Source organism: Kribbella sp. NPDC049174, assembly GCF_043197365.1.
Lineage (GTDB): Bacteria > Actinomycetota > Actinomycetes > Propionibacteriales > Kribbellaceae > Kribbella.
In genome coordinates, this window is the sequence record NZ_JBICSZ010000001.1 from 1,180,354 (window position 1) to 1,198,890 (window position 18,537).

17 protein-coding genes and 1 pseudogene are annotated in these 18,537 nt (G+C 68.8%); 11 read left to right on the plus strand and 7 right to left on the minus strand.

What is annotated here, in order from left to right:
- Window positions 1-6: 6 nt before the first annotated feature.
- Both ACGFIF_RS05425 and ACGFIF_RS05430 read right to left on the minus strand, forming a co-directional pair.
- Window positions 7-1,548, minus strand: coding sequence for a carbohydrate kinase family protein (locus ACGFIF_RS05425; RefSeq protein ID WP_393151715.1), 1,542 nt, complete (start codon window positions 1,546-1,548; stop codon window positions 7-9).
- A gap of 75 nt (window positions 1,549-1,623) precedes the next feature.
- Window positions 1,624-3,765, minus strand: a complete 2,142-nt coding sequence (locus ACGFIF_RS05430) for an SCO7613 C-terminal domain-containing membrane protein (RefSeq protein WP_393151717.1) — start codon at window positions 3,763-3,765, stop codon at window positions 1,624-1,626.
- A 135-nt stretch (window positions 3,766-3,900) separates the two neighbouring features.
- Here ACGFIF_RS05430 and ACGFIF_RS05435 point away from each other — a divergent pair, with 135 nt between their 5' ends.
- Window positions 3,901-4,569 (plus strand): class I SAM-dependent methyltransferase, encoded by a 669-nt coding sequence (locus ACGFIF_RS05435; RefSeq protein WP_393151719.1) that lies wholly within the window; start codon window positions 3,901-3,903, stop codon window positions 4,567-4,569.
- 179 nt (window positions 4,570-4,748) lie between these two features.
- Window positions 4,749-5,174, plus strand: coding sequence for a DUF805 domain-containing protein (locus ACGFIF_RS05440; RefSeq protein ID WP_393151721.1), 426 nt, complete (start codon window positions 4,749-4,751; stop codon window positions 5,172-5,174).
- A 127-nt stretch (window positions 5,175-5,301) separates the two neighbouring features.
- On the opposite strand, the gene ACGFIF_RS05445 is transcribed toward ACGFIF_RS05440, so the two are convergent.
- Window positions 5,302-6,711, minus strand: coding sequence for a metallopeptidase TldD-related protein (locus ACGFIF_RS05445; protein ID WP_393151723.1), 1,410 nt, complete (start codon window positions 6,709-6,711; stop codon window positions 5,302-5,304).
- Window positions 6,708-8,225, minus strand: a complete 1,518-nt coding sequence (locus ACGFIF_RS05450; protein ID WP_393151725.1) for a TldD/PmbA family protein — start codon at window positions 8,223-8,225, stop codon at window positions 6,708-6,710. Before ACGFIF_RS05450 ends, ACGFIF_RS05445 begins: the two co-directional genes overlap by 4 nt.
- A gap of 185 nt (window positions 8,226-8,410) precedes the next feature.
- Between ACGFIF_RS05450 and ACGFIF_RS05455 the strand changes: the two genes are divergently transcribed.
- The 3 genes from ACGFIF_RS05455 to ACGFIF_RS05465 are packed head-to-tail and all read left to right on the plus strand — an operon-like array spanning window position 8,411 to window position 10,312.
- Window positions 8,411-8,929 (plus strand): RNA polymerase sigma factor, encoded by a 519-nt coding sequence (locus ACGFIF_RS05455; RefSeq protein ID WP_393151727.1) that lies wholly within the window; start codon window positions 8,411-8,413, stop codon window positions 8,927-8,929.
- On the plus strand, window positions 8,926-9,600 hold the full coding sequence (locus ACGFIF_RS05460; RefSeq protein WP_393151729.1) for a hypothetical protein: 675 nt from the start codon (window positions 8,926-8,928) through the stop codon (window positions 9,598-9,600). The genes ACGFIF_RS05455 and ACGFIF_RS05460 overlap by 4 nt, the downstream gene beginning before the upstream one ends.
- A 49-nt stretch (window positions 9,601-9,649) precedes the next feature.
- On the plus strand, window positions 9,650-10,312 hold the full coding sequence (locus ACGFIF_RS05465) for a hypothetical protein (RefSeq protein WP_393151731.1): 663 nt from the start codon (window positions 9,650-9,652) through the stop codon (window positions 10,310-10,312).
- 4 nt (window positions 10,313-10,316) lie between these two features.
- Here ACGFIF_RS05465 and ACGFIF_RS05470 read toward each other — a convergent pair whose 3' ends face one another.
- A complete protein-coding gene (locus ACGFIF_RS05470; protein WP_393151733.1) occupies window positions 10,317-11,027 on the minus strand; it encodes a nucleotidyltransferase domain-containing protein in 711 nt (236 codons plus the stop codon).
- A 199-nt stretch (window positions 11,028-11,226) separates the two neighbouring features.
- Between ACGFIF_RS05470 and ACGFIF_RS05475 the strand changes: the two are divergent.
- From ACGFIF_RS05475 to ACGFIF_RS05500, 6 genes and pseudogenes are all read left to right on the plus strand, one after another.
- Window positions 11,227-11,550 (plus strand): annotated as a pseudogene (locus tag ACGFIF_RS05475) (GNAT family N-acetyltransferase); the annotation flags it as partial.
- Between the two features lie 319 nt (window positions 11,551-11,869).
- Window positions 11,870-12,799 (plus strand): ABC transporter permease, encoded by a 930-nt coding sequence (locus ACGFIF_RS05480; RefSeq protein ID WP_393151735.1) that lies wholly within the window; start codon window positions 11,870-11,872, stop codon window positions 12,797-12,799.
- On the plus strand, window positions 12,799-13,797 hold the full coding sequence (locus ACGFIF_RS05485) for an ABC transporter permease (protein ID WP_393151737.1): 999 nt from the start codon (window positions 12,799-12,801) through the stop codon (window positions 13,795-13,797). Before ACGFIF_RS05480 ends, ACGFIF_RS05485 begins: the two co-directional genes overlap by 1 nt.
- Window positions 13,790-14,788, plus strand: a complete 999-nt coding sequence (locus ACGFIF_RS05490) for an ABC transporter ATP-binding protein (protein ID WP_393151739.1) — start codon at window positions 13,790-13,792, stop codon at window positions 14,786-14,788. The genes ACGFIF_RS05485 and ACGFIF_RS05490 overlap by 8 nt, the downstream gene beginning before the upstream one ends.
- Window positions 14,781-15,755 (plus strand): ABC transporter ATP-binding protein, encoded by a 975-nt coding sequence (locus ACGFIF_RS05495; protein ID WP_393151741.1) that lies wholly within the window; start codon window positions 14,781-14,783, stop codon window positions 15,753-15,755. Before ACGFIF_RS05490 ends, ACGFIF_RS05495 begins: the two co-directional genes overlap by 8 nt.
- Window positions 15,756-15,764: 9 nt before the next feature.
- On the plus strand, window positions 15,765-17,438 hold the full coding sequence (locus ACGFIF_RS05500) for an ABC transporter substrate-binding protein (protein ID WP_393151743.1): 1,674 nt from the start codon (window positions 15,765-15,767) through the stop codon (window positions 17,436-17,438).
- Here ACGFIF_RS05500 and ACGFIF_RS05505 read toward each other — a convergent pair whose 3' ends face one another.
- Both ACGFIF_RS05505 and ACGFIF_RS05510 read right to left on the minus strand, forming a co-directional pair.
- Window positions 17,439-17,936: an HAD family acid phosphatase gene (locus ACGFIF_RS05505; protein WP_393151745.1), complete on the minus strand. Its 498-nt coding sequence runs from the start codon at window positions 17,934-17,936 to the stop codon at window positions 17,439-17,441.
- Complete coding sequence (locus ACGFIF_RS05510; RefSeq protein WP_393151747.1) at window positions 17,929-18,474, minus strand: GNAT family N-acetyltransferase; 546 nt, start codon at window positions 18,472-18,474, stop codon at window positions 17,929-17,931. The genes ACGFIF_RS05505 and ACGFIF_RS05510 overlap by 8 nt, the downstream gene beginning before the upstream one ends.
- Window positions 18,475-18,537 lie beyond the last annotated feature (63 nt).

The following is an 18,537-nucleotide window of genomic DNA, read 5'->3' on the forward strand; positions in this document are numbered from 1 at the left end:
CGCTGCTCAGCCCAGTCCGCCGCCGTTCACGCTGAACGGGGAGCGGGCCAGGAGGGCGTCGATGCGCTTGCGGTCGGGCATCGAATTGGACAGCGGGAAGTCGGCGGTGGCACAAGACATCGCCGCGGCGGCCCAGAGCGCGACCGAGCCGGAGAACTTGCGGTCGTTCTCGATGAGCTTGGCCGCGAGGGCCGCGCAGAACGCGTCCCGGGCCGCCGACGACTCCTTGTAGATCGAGGGGATCGTCGGCACGCTGATGACGTCGTGCGCCGGCCCGGAGTAGACCGTGCAGCCGCCGTTGACCAGCATGCACAGCGTCTCGACACCGAAGGCGAGCAGATTCCGCGCGACCGGGTCCGGGTCGAACGGCCCGTGGCCCTGTGAGGCGAAGCTCCCCAGCTCCCACGGGTGCGCGACGAGATAGTCGATCCGTCCGAACGTGTCGGGTGAGATGCGTTCGTCGACGTAGGGCTGACCTGGAGTGACGATCACCAGCGGGCGGTTGTCCGGGTCCCGGTGTGCCACCGCGAGGGTCCGCTGCATCGTCTCCCGGGGCACCTCGAACGTCATCAGCAACGCGTCGCACCCGGCCAGCTGTTCCTGCCGCTCGTCCATGTCCTCCGGCGACAGGTAGACGTCGTTCTGGTTCCGCCAGACGACGGCGATGCTGTCGCCGAGCTCCTTCTCGAACACCCCGGTGAAGGGCGTCCGGCGGCCATGCAAGCGCTTGACCAGGGACGTGTCGATGCCCTCGTCCTGCAGATACTGGACGATCTCGTCGCCGAACCGGTCGTCGGTGACCGCGGCGATCAGCGACGTCTTCAGCCCGAGCCGGGCCGCCGCGACCGCCTGGGTCACCGCCTTGCCGCCGGGGGACAGGTCGAAGCCGTAGGCCTCGGTCGAGGTCTCGGGCGCCGGCAGGTTCTTGATCCGCCAGGTCGCGTCCATCACCGCACCGCCGACCACGATCACCCGCCCGGCCGGGATCGCGTCAGCGGCCGGGGCTGCGTCCATCATGGTTACGGTCTTGGAGCCGACCGAGTAGATGTCGCGGCGGATGAGTTGGTTGGCGAGCTCGCGGAGTACGGCAGGCTCGGTTGTGCCGCGGAGAGCTCGATCGCTGGGGGCCTCGGCCGGCTGATTGCCGACTGCCTGGTGCAGGCGGTGCCAGTGGTTGAGCAGGGTCTCCCGGCGACGGCCGAGGGAAGTGCTGTAGAGCGAACGCGTGATGCGGACGTCGATGCCGGCGTGGGCGTGGGTGTCGGTGTGCAAGCCGAGCGCGAGGATCGCGTCCGCGACGATCTGCTGGGTGCCGTGCAGGTCGTCGCGAACGCAGTTGGCGACCAGGTCGAAGGCGGCCGAGGCGAGGTCGAGCTCGTGGACGGTGGCGAACCGGCGGGTCGCGGCCAGGTCCATCAACGGCGCCGCGATCCCGGTCCGGTTGGCGTGCAGCCGGGCGATGGTCAGGCCGTCATGGGTCCGCAGCTTCTCGAGCACGCTGGCAAGCAGCAGCACATCCGCCGTCTGCTTGTCGCTGCGGTTCGTCATCCGGCCCCCGGGTCGCGATTCTCCTCGAACCAAGTATGCGGATGACGGGGCCACGGGGGAAACCGGCCGCGCGCGTCACCGCAACGCCGACAGCCAGCGGGCGGCTTGTTTGGCTTGGGAGAGGCGGCGTTCGTACGTCGCTCCGACGGCGAGCAGAACGGCGCCGGCGGTACCGAGGGTGATCCAGCGCGGGATCAGTGGTGCGACCTCGATGAACTGCCAGATGCCGATCTTCGCCAGTACGGCGGCGCCGATCACGAAGGGTGCCTGGAGCCCGAGCTGGGCGCCGATCACGATCACCACCAGCGCGGCGGCCACCACACACGTCACCCGGATCCAATTGTCGTTGCCATCAGCAATCAATGCCGAGGGCACCAGTCCGATCAGCAGGCCCGGGCCGAGGTAGACCCAGCTCGGCTGGTCGCGCCAGGCCAGGATTCCGATCGCGACCATCACGATCGCCGGCGGCACCGTGAACCACTCGATCGTCGTACCGCCCGCGGCCAGCACGAACGCGGTGTTCGCGATGATCAGCAGCAGCCCGGCGACCAGCAATGCGTAGCGGCGGGCCGGGTTCATGCCGTAGGCAATCAGCGGTGCGGCGGCGATGGTGAGGACGACACCGGTGCCGGCGTCCGCGGACACCATCGACGCGACGATCTCGGCGACAACGACGGCGCTCGCCGCGGAGTACATCAGCACCCGCTCCAGCGGCCGGCCGACGTACCGGCCGGCCAGGCCGACCCCGCAGGCGCCGATCACGGCGAGGCTGACCGCGCCCGCCCACAGGCCGATGAAGTCGTCCATGGTGAACAGCACGACGGCGAACTGCGCGCTGAGGCTGGCGAGTCCGGCGGCGGGCTCGGCGTCGACCACCTTGCGCAGCGCGGCGAAGACGGCGAGGACGGCGACGATCCCGGCGATGAAGCCGAGTTGCCGTACGTCCCCTGTCCACAGGCAGAACAGAAGGTTGACCGAGGCAACGGTGATCACGGCGGTGTGCAGGATCACGGAAACCATTCCGGTACGGCGGCCGCGCAGGATGACCGCGATCGCGAGGACCGTGGCGAGGCCGGTGGTCAACCAGCGGCCGGGACCGGGGAGCTGCGGAAGGCAGGTGGCGACCACGAAGCCGGCGGCCGCCGCGCAGACGCCTTCGCCGAGTCCCTGGGTGATCGAGGCGGGGAGCGGACGCTTCCGCAGGATCAGGATGCCGGTAACCGCGGCGACGCAGACGACCGCGGTGGTGGCGATCACTGTCCTGAGGTCGGCATCGGTGAACGTCGTCAGGGTGAAGTTGCGGTAGTCGAAGGAGTACTTGGTCAGCAGACCCTCGAAGGTCCGCAGCATGCCGGTGACGAGGATGCCGCAGAACACGACGGCCGAGGTGACGGCGCCGGTACGACGGACGATCGCCGTACCCAGCTCGGACAGGACGAGGGTGACGACGACCTGCACGAGCAGCGCGGCGAGCAGCCAAGGCAGGCTGACCCGGTCGACCAGGACCAGCGGCAGCGGCAGTTGGCCCGCGATGACGGTGGTGACGCCGTACGTGACCACCGTCGGCGCCAGCCGGGTCATCAGGAGGTTGATCAGGGCAACGGTCCCGAAGACGATCGCGCTGTAGGTGACGCCGTCGACAGCGTCCTTCGAGATGAGTCCCAGGGCGCGGGCGCCGTACAGGTCGACGGTGAGCAGACCGCAGCCGAGGATGGCGAGGGCTTCGGCCGATGCGGCCAGCGAGCTACGGCTGGCGGGGATCGAACCGGCGAAGGCCAGGGCAGCGAGCAGGCCGATGATGCCGGCCTGTGCGGCGACGGGGAGGTTGTCCCAGTTGACCGCGAGGAAGGTGACGCCGGCCGCGAGCAGGAGGAGTACGCCGAGGCTGAGCAGCGTGGCCTGCGGACTCAGGCGACGGCGCGGCGGTTCGGGACGCCGTACCGGCTGAGGCGGTGGCGGCAGGGGCTGGAAGCTCGCAGCGGGCCGGCGAACAGGCCGCGGTTCCGCGGGAACGCTAGGTGGCGCGGGGACGCTAGCCGGTGGATAGAGCGGCGTGGAGGCAGGGATGCCGCGCGGAGGAGGAGGCGGATAGGCCGGCGCGGGCGGTGGGAACGGCAGCGGAGGCGGCTGCACGGGTTGCGGGGCGGCTTCCACCGAGAGGTGTAGCAGGGTGTGACAGACCGGGCACTGCAAGGGGGCAGTGACATGCGCGTTCATGGCATTCCTCCTGAGTCTCACCTCACTCTCTCGCCGCGGAACGGGCAGCCGCGTGAGTACGTCTACTCAATTCGTGCCGTAGGCTGCTGCGGTCTGCCGGTCGTCCAGACCGGCGTGACGAACACGGGGAGCAACATGAACACTGGGCATGTCGAGCTCGCGAGGGCTCAGCAGGAACGTTGGCAGACCGCGTACCAGCAGCAGCCGCACCTGCACGGGACGGAGCCGTCCGCGGCGGCGCGCTGGGCGGCCGAGGCATTCGGTGCCGCAGGCATCGATGACGTGCTCGAGCTCGGCGCCGGGCAGGGTCGCGACGCGTTCTTCCTGGCACAGCAGGGGTTCAGCGTGCACGCCACCGATTTCAGCGAGTCCGCGCTCGACCAGTTGCGGCGGGAAGCGCAGCGCGAAGGACTCGACGACCGCGTCACCGCGGCGCTGCACGACGTCCGTGATCCGCTGCCGCCGGCCGACGCGACCGTCAACGCGGTGTTCGCGAACATCCTGCTCAACATGGCCTTCTCCCGCGCCGAACTGCGGTCACTGGTCGGTGAGATCCATCGCGTCCTGCGGCCCGGCGGTCTGTTCGTGTACGCCGTGTGGTCGGCCGACGATCCGTGTTCCGGTCACTGGCAGGAACTGGACGACGGACTGTCGGTACACGACGGTTTCGCCGGCCGGTTCTTCGACGAAGCGCTGGTCCACGAACTGGCCGACCGCTGGCGCGTAGACGACACGACGCCGTACCAGGAAGGTCCGCGCCGGCTCTGGCGGGTCGCACTCGCGAAACCCAACCCTGCAAGCTGATTCCGCCGGAAAGCTGAAGCCGGCTCTAGCCCGCCTCGATTCCGAAAAGGTGAAGTTCACTCTAGCTGCGGCGCGGCAGATTGCGGTGTGGTCACCAAAGCGAATAGTTGCATTGACGAACCCGACCGGTTCCGACAGGCTCAGTCCGCGTCTCACTTTCGACCATCGGAGAAACAGCAATGCAGTGGTACATCGACGTCCTCAAGAAGTACGCCGTGTTCAGTGGGCGGGCCCGGCGCAAAGAGTACTGGATGTTCGTACTCTTCAACGTGATCATCTCGATCATCCTGAGCATCCTGGACCGGATCCTCGGCCTGGACTACGGCTCGGGCGCCAGCTCGTCCGGCTGGCTGTCGACCATCTACAGCCTGGCTGTACTGGTGCCGTCGATCGCGGTCGGCATCCGGCGCATGCACGACACGAACCGCAGCGGCTGGTGGATCCTGATCAACCTGATCCCGTGTGTCGGTTTCATCTGGTTCATCGTGCTGGCCGCCCAGGAGGGCACGGCCGGTGACAACCAGTACGGTCCGGACCCGAAGGCCGCCGAGCGCTTCGGCCAGCCGGGTGCGGGTCCTGCCGAGCCGGGTTACCCGACGGTCTGATCTGCCCGAAGCTCAACGCCCCGCGAACCTGGCGAGAACAACGCCGGTTCGCGGGGCGTTTCGCTGCCCGGTGGAAATCCTGCGGAATGTGGGCCTGTGGATAAAGATGTGGCCCTGTGGATAAAGGTCAGCTGGCCTGGCTGACACTCGACATGTTGAAGTCCGGGACGAGCAGCGGCGGCGTCGCGGTCCGGGAGAAGTCGTCACCCCACTCGCGCGAGAACGACGGCACCGTCGCGCCGGCCGCGGTGAAGCGGGCCAGCAGGTCGACCGGGCTCTCGTTGAACCGGAAGTTGTTCACGGCACCGGTCACCTCGCCGTTCTCGACCAGGTACACGCCGTCCCGGGTGAGCCCGGTGAGCAGCAGCGTCTGCGGGTCGACCATCCGGATGTACCACAGGCAGGTCAGCAGCAGCCCGTTGTCGAGCCCCGCGACCAGGTCGTCGGTCGTCCCGGTCGCGCCGTCGACCGACAGGACGTAGTTGTCGATATCCGGCGTGGCGGACGAGGCGCCGATCAGGTCGGCGGTGTGCCGGCTCGTCATCAGCGCCTCGAGCCTGCCGCCACGGATCCAGTCCGTCGCGGTCAGCGTGAGCCCGTTGTCGAACACGCTCGACGAACCGCCGGACGACCGCGCCACCGCGAACGGGAACGTCTCCAGCCCGGGCAGCTGCGGATCCGAGCGCAGGTTGACCGGCTGCGACGTCAGCTCGTCGCCGACGCGCGTTCCACCTGACGGTTTGGCGAAAACGCTGCGCCCCTCGAACGCCTCCCGCCCGTCAAGGCACCAGAAGAGGTACGTCGTGAGGTCCGCAACGGCAGCCGGTGGCAACACGGTGGCGTGCCGGCCGGCTTCGACAGAGACGGTCCGGCTCGCCCAGCCGAGCCGACGGGTCAGCTCGGCGTCGACCGCGTGTGCGTCGATGTCGGAGAAGTCGCGGGTGGCTGCGCCGACCCACGCGGACTGGCTCAGATCACCGGATTTGCCGGTCGCGGTGACGAACCCGCGGGGGAGTGCCTGGCGCATCCGCAGTCCGGTGGACGAACCGACGTACAGAGTGATGACCTGGTGGTCGGCGAAGCCGTAGAGCCAGCGCTTCTCGTGGCCGGCCCGCTTGAGCGTCTCGCCGAGTGCGGGCGCGAACTTCTCGTAGACGCTGACCGAGGTCTCCTCGGGTTCCGCGTCCCAGTCGGCGCCGGCCGCGCCGTCGATCAGCGGGCGGGCGTCCTCGGCCGGGCTCGACGCTCGTGCCGTCGCCACAGCGGCCGACACGATCTCGCGCAACGACGTGTCGGTCACCGAGGAGCGGCCGACCACCCCGGCCGCCGTACCCTCGCCGGCTCCGACCGTCGCGATCACGGTCACGCTGGAGCCGCGCATCGCGCCGTTGGTGGTCAGGGTGTTGTTGGCCCAGCGCAGGTTGGTGCTGGAGGTCTCGGCGACGATGACGACACAGCCGTCGGCACCCTCGGCCGCGGCCAGGGTGAGACCCCGCTCGATGGTGTCCTGCGGGGTGAGCTGAATGGCGGTCGTCACCGGCCGGCCTCCTGCGTGGTGTTGAGAATGCGGACGCGGCGGAACAGGGCGGACGGGCAGCCGTGGCTGACGGCACCGGACTGCCCGGGCTGCGCCTTGCCGCAGTTGAGCGCGCCGCCAAGGACATACGTCTGCGGTCCGCCGACGGCCTCCATCGAGCCCCAGAAGTCGGTGGTGGTCGCCTGATAGGCGACGTCGCGGACCTGGCCATCCAGCTTGCCGTCGGTGATCTTGTAGAACCGCTGACCGGTGAACTGGAAGTTGTACCGCTGCATGTCGATCGACCAGGACTTGTCGCCGACGATGTAGATGCCGTTCTTCACCCTGGAGATCAGCTCGTCGGTGGACGGACCGTCGGCGGCCGGCTGCAGCGACACGTTCGCCATCCGCTGGATCGGGATGTGACCGGACGAGTCGGCGTACGCACAGCCGTTGGAGCGCGGCGTACCCAGGAGGTCCTCGTTGACCTTGGCCATCCGGCGGTCGACCTGGTAGCCGACCAGGATGCCGTCCTTGACCAGGTCCCACTGCTGACCGGCCACACCCTCGTCGTCGTACCCGACGGTGGACAGGCCGTGCTCGGCGGTGCGGTCGCCGGTGACGTGCATGATCGGCGAGCCGTACTTCAGCGTGCCGAGCTTGTCGGTGGTGGCGAAGCTGGTGCCGGCGTAGTTGGCCTCGTAGCCGAGTGCGCGGTCGAGCTCGGTGGCGTGGCCGATCGACTCGTGGATGGTCAGCCAGAGGTTGGTCGGGTCGATCACGACGTCGTACGTGCCGGCCTCGACGGTCGGGGCAGCCATCTTCTCGGCCAGCCAGCCGGGGATCTGGGCCAGTTCCTCGTCCCAGTTCCAGCCGGTGCCGGTCAGGTACTCCCAGCCGCGCCCGGCCGGCGGTGCGCAGGTGCTCATCGAGTCGAACCGACCGGTCTCGGCGTCGACCGCGAATGCGGTGATCCGCGGCCCGATCCGGACCCGCTGCTGGGTGTACGACGTGCCCGCGGAGTTCGCGTAGTACTTGCACTCGTGGACCGAGGCGACGTGGACGCTCACGTGCGCGACGCCCTCGGCCTGCAGCAGCCGGTCGCTGTAGTCGGTCAGCAGCGCGACCTTCTCGGCCCGCGGCAGCGTGAACGGGTCGATCTCGTACGACGAGACCCAGCTGACGTCGGTGTAGACGGGCTCGTCGGCGAGCTCGATCGTCTCGGCGTTGATCGGCCGCGACACCTGGGCCATGTTCACTGCCTGCTCGGCGACCTGGACGGCCTCGTCCTTGGTCAGCGCGACGCCGGCGGCGAAACCCCAGGTGCCGTCGTGGATGACCCGGACCGCGAGGCCGAGGTCCTCGTCGTCCTTGGCGCTCTCCAGCTGGCTGTCGCGCAGCGCGATGGACTCCGACCGGATCCGCTCCAGCCGGAACTCGGCGAAGGTGGCGCCGAGGTCCTTGGCCCGCTGCAGGGCGGCCTCGGCAAGCTCATGACGGGGAAGGGCGAGGAAGCTCGCGTCGACTTGTGGCACGAAATCGACCCTATGTCACGGAACCGTCAGTCGACCTGCGGTGTAGAGACAATGACAAGAAACCGCCTCGCTTCACTCGGCGGGCTGGTTTGGGGGCCGCCTCGCGGGTGGGGCGGCTCGAGGGCGGCGGTGCTGCGTGCGGTGCGGATGGAGGCGTGATCAGCCAGGCGGATGAGGCTGCGGTTGTGGCTCGGGTGCGGGGTGGGGATTCTGCCGCGTACGGCGAGCTGGTGGTGCTGCACGCCCAGGTGGCGAAGCGTACAGCGGTCTTCCTCGGGGCCGGCGCGGACGCGGACGACGTGGTGCAGGAGTCGTTCGTGAAGGCGTACCGGGCGCTCGGGAGCTTCCGGACCGGATCGGCCTTCCGGCCCTGGCTGCTGCGGATCGTGGCCAACGAGACGCGGAACGTACTGCGGTCGCGCAGCCGCCGCTCCCACCGTGAGGAGCTGGCGGCGCCGCTTGACGTCGTACTGGATCCTGCCGAGCACGCTGTGTCGCTGGAGCGGCGGCAGGAGCTGCTCGTGGCTGTGCGGTCGTTGCCGGAGAATTTCCGGCTCGTGGTGACCTGCCGCTACCTGTTGGACCTGGACGAGCAGGAGACAGCCGTGGTGCTCGGCTGGCCGCGCGGGACGGTCAAGTCCCGCCTGCACCGTGCACTGGGACGTCTACGGGATTCGCTACCTGACAAGGAGGTGCAGCGATGAGCTTGGACGACGAGCTACGGGCTCTCGGGCGTTCTGCCGTCGTACCTCCTGTCGACGAGGGCCTGACGGCTGCAGTGCTGACCCGGGTCGCTGACCTGCCTGTACGGCGCTCCCTACGCGACCGGTGGCGGACCTTCCTGGCACTGTTCCTGGTGCTGCTCGCGGGTGCGGTGGCGACACCGCCGGTCCGTGCCACGGTGGCGGAGTGGCTCAACATCGGGGGAGTGCGGGCCCAACCTGTCGGGAGTGGGCCGACCAGTGCTCCGACCGCACCACCTGCTGTGACCGGTCAGCTGTCGTTGGAGGAGGCGGAGCGGGTCGCTGGGTTCAAGCCGGCTCTGCCTAGTGAGCTCGGTGCGCCCAAGGGTGTTGAGGCGTCGCCGGGGTTCGTGGCGATCGGGTGGGACGGCGTACGGCTGGAGCAGTTCCGGGCCGACGTGTCGCCGCTCTACGTCAAGAAGTACTACCAGACCCTGCAGCGCGTACCGGAGGTCAACGGCTACTGGTTCGACACACCGCATGAGCTCGTGCTGGAGGACCCTGCCGGACTAGAGCGCCGCGTACGCGTGGCGGGGCCGACACTGGTCTGGGTGCAGTTCGGTGTCACCTTCCGGCTGGAGGGGGTCACCGACAAGGACCGTGCCGTCCAGCTGGCGCGGGGAACCTCGTAGCCGTCGGCGGTGTACCAGGGGTGAGTCCTCGTCATCAGGGAGAGCTGCCATGGTCCGCCGTACTCTTGCTCTGTTCGTCGCCCTGCTCGCCGTTGCCGCCCTCGGCGCAGCTCCCGCCCACGCCGGCGGGCCTACCAGCGTGGTGCTCAGCAGCCCACCGAACGTGGTTGCCGTCGGCTACGACGACAAGCAGTACGCCGAACTCCAGCGGCTCACGGAGGCGTCCGGAGCACGCGACCCGGTCGGCAAGGAGAACCACGAGAGCGGCCAGGTCGTCCGGGCCACCTGGTTGATCCACGACATGTCGGTGTGGCGCATCGACATCATCTACCCCGACGCACCCGGCGGTCCGTGGATCGCCACCAGGGCGTCGATGGACGGCTCCACGCTGCCGGAGAAACCCACCTGGCACACCGCTAACGACCGCGTGGGCCTGTTGAAGCTCCTCCACTCCATGAACCTGCTCTCCGGCCAGACCAACGGTGACTCGTCGTGGGGCGGTCCGACCTTCCTCGGGAGCGAGGGCAGTTCGAGTTCCGAAGCTCCGGCGGAAGAGGCCGCGCCGCCGGCACAGGCGCAGGTTGCCTCGACCAGCGTGTTCACCGGGTGGCGATGGACGATCCCGGGCTTCCTGCTCGGTGCGGTGATCGCGGTGATCGCCGTCCGCTTCCTACCCAAGCGCCGCGACTGGCAACTGGTCGACGCCGAGTGAGGGGTCAGACCGGCTGAGCGGCCAGCTCGAAACCGGCGAACAGTCGCCCGCCGTACTGGTCGAGGATCCCGTGCACCTCCTCGACCAGTGCATCGGTGTCTCGTACGCCGGCCACCAGTGCCCGAGCGTGGTCGGTCCCGTGCTGCTCGTCGTACGCCTTGAGCTCCCGCAACAGTCCCTTGCCGGTTCCGGACCAGTGCCGCGAGCCGGTGAGCAGGAGGCGCGCCGCGTCCTGCCACAGGATCGACGCGATGGCCGTGCGTACGTCGTCTGTCGCAGCGTCAGCCAGGTCGTCCAGCAGACACGTGATCCCGTAGCGCAGTAGGTCCAGCTCCGAGGTCGTCAACGGCCTAGGACCGGCGGCGATCTCCTCGAGGCAGTCCTGCTGCAGCCGCACCCCGGACCCGTCCGTGTCAAGGAGGACGACCGTCTCGCCGACCAGCCGCATCATCGACGGCTGCCACCGCTTCTGATCCTTCTCGCGGAAGTGTGCGAGCGAGTCCTCGGTGTGCACGAACAGCTCGACCGGCCAACCGCCGTACTCGAGCGACCGCCGCATCGGCGCCGGCGGACCGCTGAGGAGAACGGTGATGTCCAGATCGGACGTCGAGGCGGCGTCACCCCGTACGACGCTCCCACCCAGCCACGCTGCCCGCGCCTCCGGGTACTCGTCAGCCACCAACCGCCGTGCAACCTCTGCCGCGTCCTTCACCATCACCCCAGTGTCCGGCCACCGACCGCTGGGCTGCCACCGGGTTTCTGGCTTGCTCAGCCCGCTCCGCCGCGCGAGCTCCGCCTGACTCGTCCCACGCTCCTGACGTCGCCGTAGGCTGCGATGCGTGCGGAAGAACTGGCAGGCGAAGCGACTGACGCTCGAGAGCGCGACGCCGGCGGACCTCGATGACGTTCTCGCCGTGCTGGACGAAGCGGCTGCCTGGCTCCGGTCCTCCGGCGTCGACCAATGGCCGGATCGCTTCAAGTCCGAGTGGGTCGAGCCCGCGATCGAACGCGGCGAGACCTGGCTGGCCCGCCTCGACGGTGTCGCCGCCGGAACGATCACTCTCGACTGGGACGATCCGCTCTGGTCCGGCCTCGAAGGCTCCGCGGGCTACGTGCACCGGATGGCGATCCGTCGCTCGGCGACCGGGCTGGGTGCGGCCCTGCTCGACTGGGCCGTCGCCACCACTCGCGCCCTCGGCTGTGGGTATCTCCGCCTGGACTGTGTGAGTTCGAACAGCCGGCTCAGGTCCTACCTACGAGTCGCGCGGCTTCCAGCACCAAGGCGACGTACCGGTCGGCGGCCTACCCGGCCAACGCGACACCGACGGCCCCACGACCCGGGTGAGCCGCTACCAACTACCGCTCTGACGGCTACCGCCAACCAAGCCACCGAAGCAGCTCGCCGCTCCGTAGTGCGTCGTCCACGGGCGGAGCTCAGTCATTACCTGAATCAGGAGTTTCTGGGTTGGGATTCTCAGGATCCGGGATGGGACTCCGGCGGTGGGAGGATGCCGCCTAGTTTTTGTTGGCTGTGGTTTCGATCTGTCGGGAGTGCTTGTGAGTTCGTCGGTCGCCGGGACCGTTTCACCGACCCGGCAGGCGTTGCGCCGGGTTCGGCGGGATCGGAGTGCGCGCGTCGGTTTCGTCATCGTTGCCCTGCTCATCCTGGTCGCGGTGGCAGCACCGTTGCTGGTGAAGTTGTCCGGGCAGGACGCGTACACCTACCACATCGATCTGCTCGATCCGGCCCGCGGCAACGCCCCCCAAGGCGCAGTGGGCGGCGTGAGCAGCGATCACTGGTTCGGCGTGGAGCCGTTGACCGGGCGCGATCTGTTCTCGATCGTGGTCCTCGGTCTGCGCACCTCGCTGTTCATCGCGGTCGTCGCCACCGTCGTCACCACAGTCGTCGGTACTCTGCTCGGCATCAGCGCGGCCTACTTCGGCGGCTGGTACGACGCGGTCGTGTCGCGTCTGATCGACTTCCTGTTCGGGTTCCCGCAACTGGTCTTCATGATTGCCCTGGGCATCATCGTGCCGGCCGCCTTCCCGCGCTGGCTGCTGCTGATCCTGGTGCTCAGCGCATTCGGCTGGGCGACGCTCGCCCGGCTGATCCGCAACCAGGCGAAGTCCCTGGTCGCCCGTGAGTTCGTGGAGGCGGCGCGCAGCGTCGGCTCGTCCGGCTGGCATGTCATCACCCGCGAGATGCTGCCGAACCTGCTCGGCCCGGTGCTCGTCGTCGCGACGCTGGCCGTGCCCGGTTACATCACCGCGGAGGCCGCACTCTCGTTCCTCGGCGTCGGCGTACCACCACCGACGCCGAGTCTCGGCCGGTCGATCTCCGACTCGATCGCCTGGGTCTACACCGGCGCCGACCCGTGGTTCCTGGTGTTCCCGGGGGGCGCGCTGTTCCTCGCCGTACTCGGGTTCACACTGCTCGGCGACGGGGTCCGCGACGCGTTCGACGTACGGATGCGGAGGGCCGGCTGATGCCCGACCTCGCCTGGTTCGTCGTGCGACGCCTGGCCGCTGCCCTGCTGGTGATGGTCGCGTTGAGCTTCGCCGTCTACCTGATCTTCTACGCATTGCCCGCGGACCCGGCCCACCTGGCCTGCGGCAAGCCCTGTACGCCGGACCGCCTCGAGCAGGCCCGGCACTTCATGCAGCTGGACCAGAGCACCCTCCAGCAGTACCTGAACTTCCTCAAGGGCATCTTCGCCGGCCGGACCTTCGGTGAGGGCGCGGCGGCCGTGCAGTGCAATGCACCGTGCTTCGGGTACTCGTTCCCGCTGGCCCGGCCGGTCACCACGCTGATCGTCGACCGGCTGCCGGTCACCGCGTCGATCGCGCTCGGTGCCGCGGTGATCTGGCTGCTCGTCGGGGTGACGCTCGGTGTCGTCGCCGCGTTGAATCGTGGGAAGCTCCTCGACCGGCTGGCCGTCGGTTTCGCGTTGATCGGGGTCGCGTCGCCGTCGTTCCTGGTCGGTCTGCTGGCCATCCTGGTCTTCGGGTTCTGGCTCAACATGGTCCCGGTCAACGGGTACGTGCCCTTCACCGAGAGCCCGGTCGACTGGGCCTGGCACCTGATCACGCCGTGGCTTGTGCTGGCGCTGATCCAGGCCGCGGCGTACATCAGACTCACGCGCGCGCAGATGCTCGAGGAGCTGAGCCTCGACCACGTCACCACCGCCCGGGCCAAGGGCGCCGGTGAGTCGCGAGTGGTGCTGAGGCATGGGTTGCGTGGCGCGCTGGTGCCGATCGTGACGCTGTTCGGTCTCGACCTGGGCGCTCTGCTCGGCGGCGCGATCCTGACCGAGAAGGTGTTCAGCATGCAGGGCCTCGGCGAGCTGCTGCTCAGCGCGGTCGCTCAGCTGGACGTCGCCGTCGTGGTCGGTACGACGCTGTTCTCGGCCTTCCTGATCATCCTCGCGAACCTGGTGGTGGACATAGTGCACGGCATGCTCGACCCGAGGGTGAGCCATGGCTGACCGGCCCGTGCTCGAGGTCCACGACCTGCACGTCACCTTCCGGACCGAGAACGGCCTCGTCCCGGCCGTCGACGGCATCGACTTCGCGGTCGCACCCGGCAAGACGCTCGCGATCGTCGGCGAGTCCGGGTCCGGGAAGAGCGTGAGTTCGGCCGCGGTGATGGGTCTGCTGCCGTCGAACGCGGACGTGCGGGGCGAGGTGCTGCTCGACGGCCGCGAGCTCGTCGGCCTGCCGAACGACGAGCTCCGCACGATCCGCGGCAACGACATCGCACTGGTGTTCCAGGACGCGCTGTCCGCCCTGAACCCGTACTACACGGTCGGCTGGCAGGTCGCCGAGGCGTACCGCCTGCACCACGACGTCTCGAAGAAGGAAGCGCAGCAGCGAGCCGCCCAGCTGCTCGACCTGGTCGGCATCCCGGACGCGGCCCGCCGGGCGAACAGCTACCCGCACGAGTTCTCCGGGGGAATGCGGCAGCGGGTCGTGATTGCTATGGCTCTGGTGAACGACCCGAAGGTGCTGATCGCGGACGAGCCGACCACCGCGCTCGACGTCACCGTGCAGGCGCAGATCATGCGGCTGCTCGAGGACGTCCAGACGGAGTTCGGTACGGCGCTCGTCCTCATCTCGCACGATCTCGGGGTGGTCGCGGAGGCCGCCGACGACGTCCTCGTCATGTACGCCGGACGCGCGGCCGAACGAGGCACGGTCCGCGATCTGTTCCAGCGCGCGGCGCATCCGTACAGCCTCGGCCTCCTCGGTGCGATGCCGCGGGTCGACGTACCGCCGAAGCCGCGGCTGACCACGATCCCGGGCAGTCCGCCGTCGCCCGGGTCGATCACCACCGGCTGCCCGTTCCAGCCGCGGTGTGCGTACGCCGAACGCGTCGGTGAGCGCTGTGTCACCGAGCGTCCAGAGCTGACGCCGCGACCGGGCGAAGGCGATCACGAGGCCGCCTGCCACTTGGGTCGGAGGCCGTCCGATGTCTGACGAGCTGCTCCGCCTCGACGGAGTCAGGAAGTACTTCGGTGTCCGCGGCGCACCGTGGCGCGAGAGCAAGGCGGTCAAGGCCGTCGACGGTGTCGACTTCGTCGTCCGCAAGGGCGAGACGGTCGGGCTGGTCGGCGAGTCCGGCTCCGGCAAGTCCACGCTGGCCCGGGTCGCCACGCGGCTGCTCGATCCGACCGCCGGCCGGGTCGCGATCGGTGGGTCGGACGTGACGAAGGTGCACGGACGCAGGCTGCGGCCGGTCCGGCGCAAGATCCAGATGGTGTTCCAGGATCCGCAGGCGTCGTTGAACCCGAGGCAATCCGTCGGGACGATCCTGACTACGCCGTTCCGCGCGCAGGGCATCCGTCCGACTCGGACACAACTCGTCGAGCTGTTGCAGCAGGTCGGGCTGGCCGAGGAGCACCTCGACCGCTATCCGCACGAGTTCTCCGGCGGTCAACGCCAGCGCATCGGTATCGCCCGCGCCCTGTCGATGAAGCCCGAGCTGCTCGTCTGTGACGAACCAGTCTCTGCTCTCGACGTCTCGGTGCAGGCGCAGGTGCTGAACCTGCTCGCCGACCTTCGCGACGAGCTCGGCCTGTCGTATGTGCTGGTCGCTCACGACCTGGCCGTCGTACGGCAGGTGGCGAGCCGAGTGGCCGTCATGTACCTCGGCACGATCGTGGAGGAGGGGCCGGCGGCCGACGTGTACTCGGCGCCCGCTCACCCGTACACGAAGGCTTTGTTGTCCGCCGTGCCGGTGCCCGAGGCCGGCGTCGTCCGGGACCGGATCGTGCTGTCCGGCGATGTGCCGACACCGATCGACCCGCCGTCCGGGTGTCCGTTCCGGACCCGGTGTTACAAGGCCGAAGACGTCTGCGCGACGACGCGGCCGGTGCTCGAACCCGTCGAGGGCAGCACCGAACACCGGGCCGCCTGCTACTTCCCTGAGCCCCCCACCTCCTGAGAGGAAATGATGAAGCGCATAACCCGAGCGGTCGCGGTTGCGGCCGCGTTGGCGTTGGCGGCGGCCGCCTGCAACGCCAACAACCAGTCCACCTCGAGTGGTGCCAGTACTGCGGCCGCGGAGCAAGGCGGCACGTTCCACGTCCTCAGCACCAGCAAGGAGATCAGCCTCGACCCGGCCAAGAGCCAGAACCTGGGCACGAGCACGATCCACCTGGTGCTGCGCGGCCTGACCTCGTGGAAGACCTCGCCGGACAAGGCGGCCGAGCTGGTCCCGGACCTGGCCACCGACACCGGTCAGGTCAGCGACGGCGGCAAGACCTGGACGTACAAGCTGAAGTCCGGTCTCAAGTACGCCGACGGCTCGCCGATCGTTGCCGCCGACATCAAGTACGGCATCGAGCGGTCGTTCGCGCCGGAACTGTCCGGCGGTCTCGGCTACCACAAGTCGCTGCTGGTCGGCGGCGACAAGTACACCGGCCCCTACAAGGGTGCGCAGCTGGCGTCGATCGAGACGCCCGACGACACCACGATCGTCTTCAAGCTGAACAAGCCGTTCGGCGACTGGCCGTGGGTGGTCAGCATGCCGGCCTTCTCGCCGGTGCCGAAGGCGGCCGACAAGGACCCGGCGCACTACGGCGAGGACCCGGTCGCGAGCGGTCCGTACCAGGTGAAGTCGTACGCGCCCGGGGCGAAGCTCGAGCTGGAGCGGAACCCGAACTGGGACAAGTCCACCGACGAGGCCCGGACCGGCCTGCCCGACTCGATCGTGATCGACATGGGCCTGCAGCCCGACGTGGTCAACCAGCGACTGATCGCGGACGCGGGTGACGACAAGTTCGCCGCGTCCACCGGTGTGTCGGTGCCGGCCGCGCTGATCCCGACGGTGTCGGGCAACCCGGCCGTCAAGGCTCGGGTGGCGACGTCGCCGTCCGGTGCGCTGCTGTACCTGGCGATGAACACCAAGCGCCCGGCACTGGCCAATCCCGAGGTCCGCAAGGCGATCGAGTACGCCGTCGACAAGCAGGCGGTCCAGGTCGCCGACGGCGGACCGGAGTACGGCGGTGAGATCGCGACGACCCTGATCACGCCGGGGATCGAGGGCTACGCCAAGTACGACCTCTACCAGGCCCCGCCGCAAGGCGACCCGGACAAGGCCAAGCAGATGCTGGCGGCGGCCGGGGTGAGCAACCTCAACCTCGTCCTCGCCGCGGACAGCACGTCCGGTCTCCAGGTGGCCCAAGCCGTCGCGCAGGGCCTGAAGCGGGCCGGTATCACGGTCAGCATCAGGCCGCTGGAGTACGAGCCGCTGACCGATCTGATCACCGGGAACAAGCCTGACTTCGACCTGACCGTGTCGAGTTGGCTGCCCGACTACCCGAGCGCGCTCGGCAACATCCAGCCGTTGTTCGCGTCCTCGGAGGCCGGCAACGGTGGCTACAACATCTCGCGCTACTCCAACCCGGCGGTGGACACCGCGATCGCCGCGGCCACGGCGGAGTCGGACCCGGCCAAGGCAGCAGGTCTGTGGGGTGCGGTGGACAAGCAGATCATGGCCGACGCCCCGGTCGTACCGCTGATCTACGCCCGTAACGCGTTCCTGCACGGGTCGAAGGTGCAGAACTTCTACCTGCCGCCCTACCCGCCGTACCCGAACGTGCTGATCGTCGGCCTGAGCAAGTAGTTACGTCCGGCCCTCCTTCTCCTGGGCCTCGAAGAGGGTCGGCTGGGTCTCGGCATCGAGTCCCCAGTCGGCCCTCATCACCGTGTATCCGGCCTTCTCGGCCGCCGCGCACACCTTGACGTCGTCGTCGACCAGGACGGCGACCGGACGGTCCTCGGCCAGCCGCTTCAGCCGGCCGAGTTTCATCGTCACCGACGGGCGCCGGTCGGTGTTCCCGCGCATGTACATCTTTCCGTCCGGGAAGCCGTTGTCCTTCAGCCACTTCAGCGTCTCCCGCCGCAGCCGCTCGGGCCGGCCGGTCAGGTAGACGATCTCGTGGTCGGCCGCCAGCGTGGTCGCGACCGCGAGCCCCTCGTCCAGGACGGCGTCCTCCTTGGCATGGGCGAAGAACGAGTCCCAGTCCTTCGGCCGGGTCTGCAGGAAGTGGATCCGCTCACTGGTGTCGGACAGTGTCGCGTCGATGTCCAGTACGGCGTACGGGCGTGGAGTGTCAGGCACGTCGTCCAGCCTCCCAGGTCCGGCGGTCGACGGCGTACTCGACCTCGCCGAACTCGGTCCCCGGCAGCGGATCCTCGAAGTGCTCGTGGACGATCCGGACGAACCGCAGCCCGGACCGGCGCATCACCGCCCGGGACCGATGGTTCACCGCCATCGTGTCCGCGATCACCCGGGCCATCCCGAGCTCCCCGAACGCCTTGTCGATCAGCGCCTTCGTGCCCTCGGTCGCATACCCCTTGCCCCAGGCGGTCCGATTCAGCCGGTACCCGACGTCCACGGTCTGGGGGTCCCCGGTCGGCTGCAACCCGAACCATCCGATGAACACCCCGTCGGACTTCTGCTCGGCGGCGAACGTGCCCAGGCCGGGATGCTCGTCGTACACCCGCAGGATCTCCGGCAGTACGACGCTCTCGACCTCGTCCCGTGCCGTCGGCTGCCCGGTCAGGAACCGCATCACTTCCGGATCCGAGTCCAGCTCCGTGAGCAGGCCGGCGTCCGCTGCCGTGAACCGGCGTAACCGCAATCGCTCCGTCTCCACCCTCCGACCCTCTCATCCGGCTGTCCGGAGTGTGGGCGGTGTGGGGGTTGGGGTGTGTTGGGT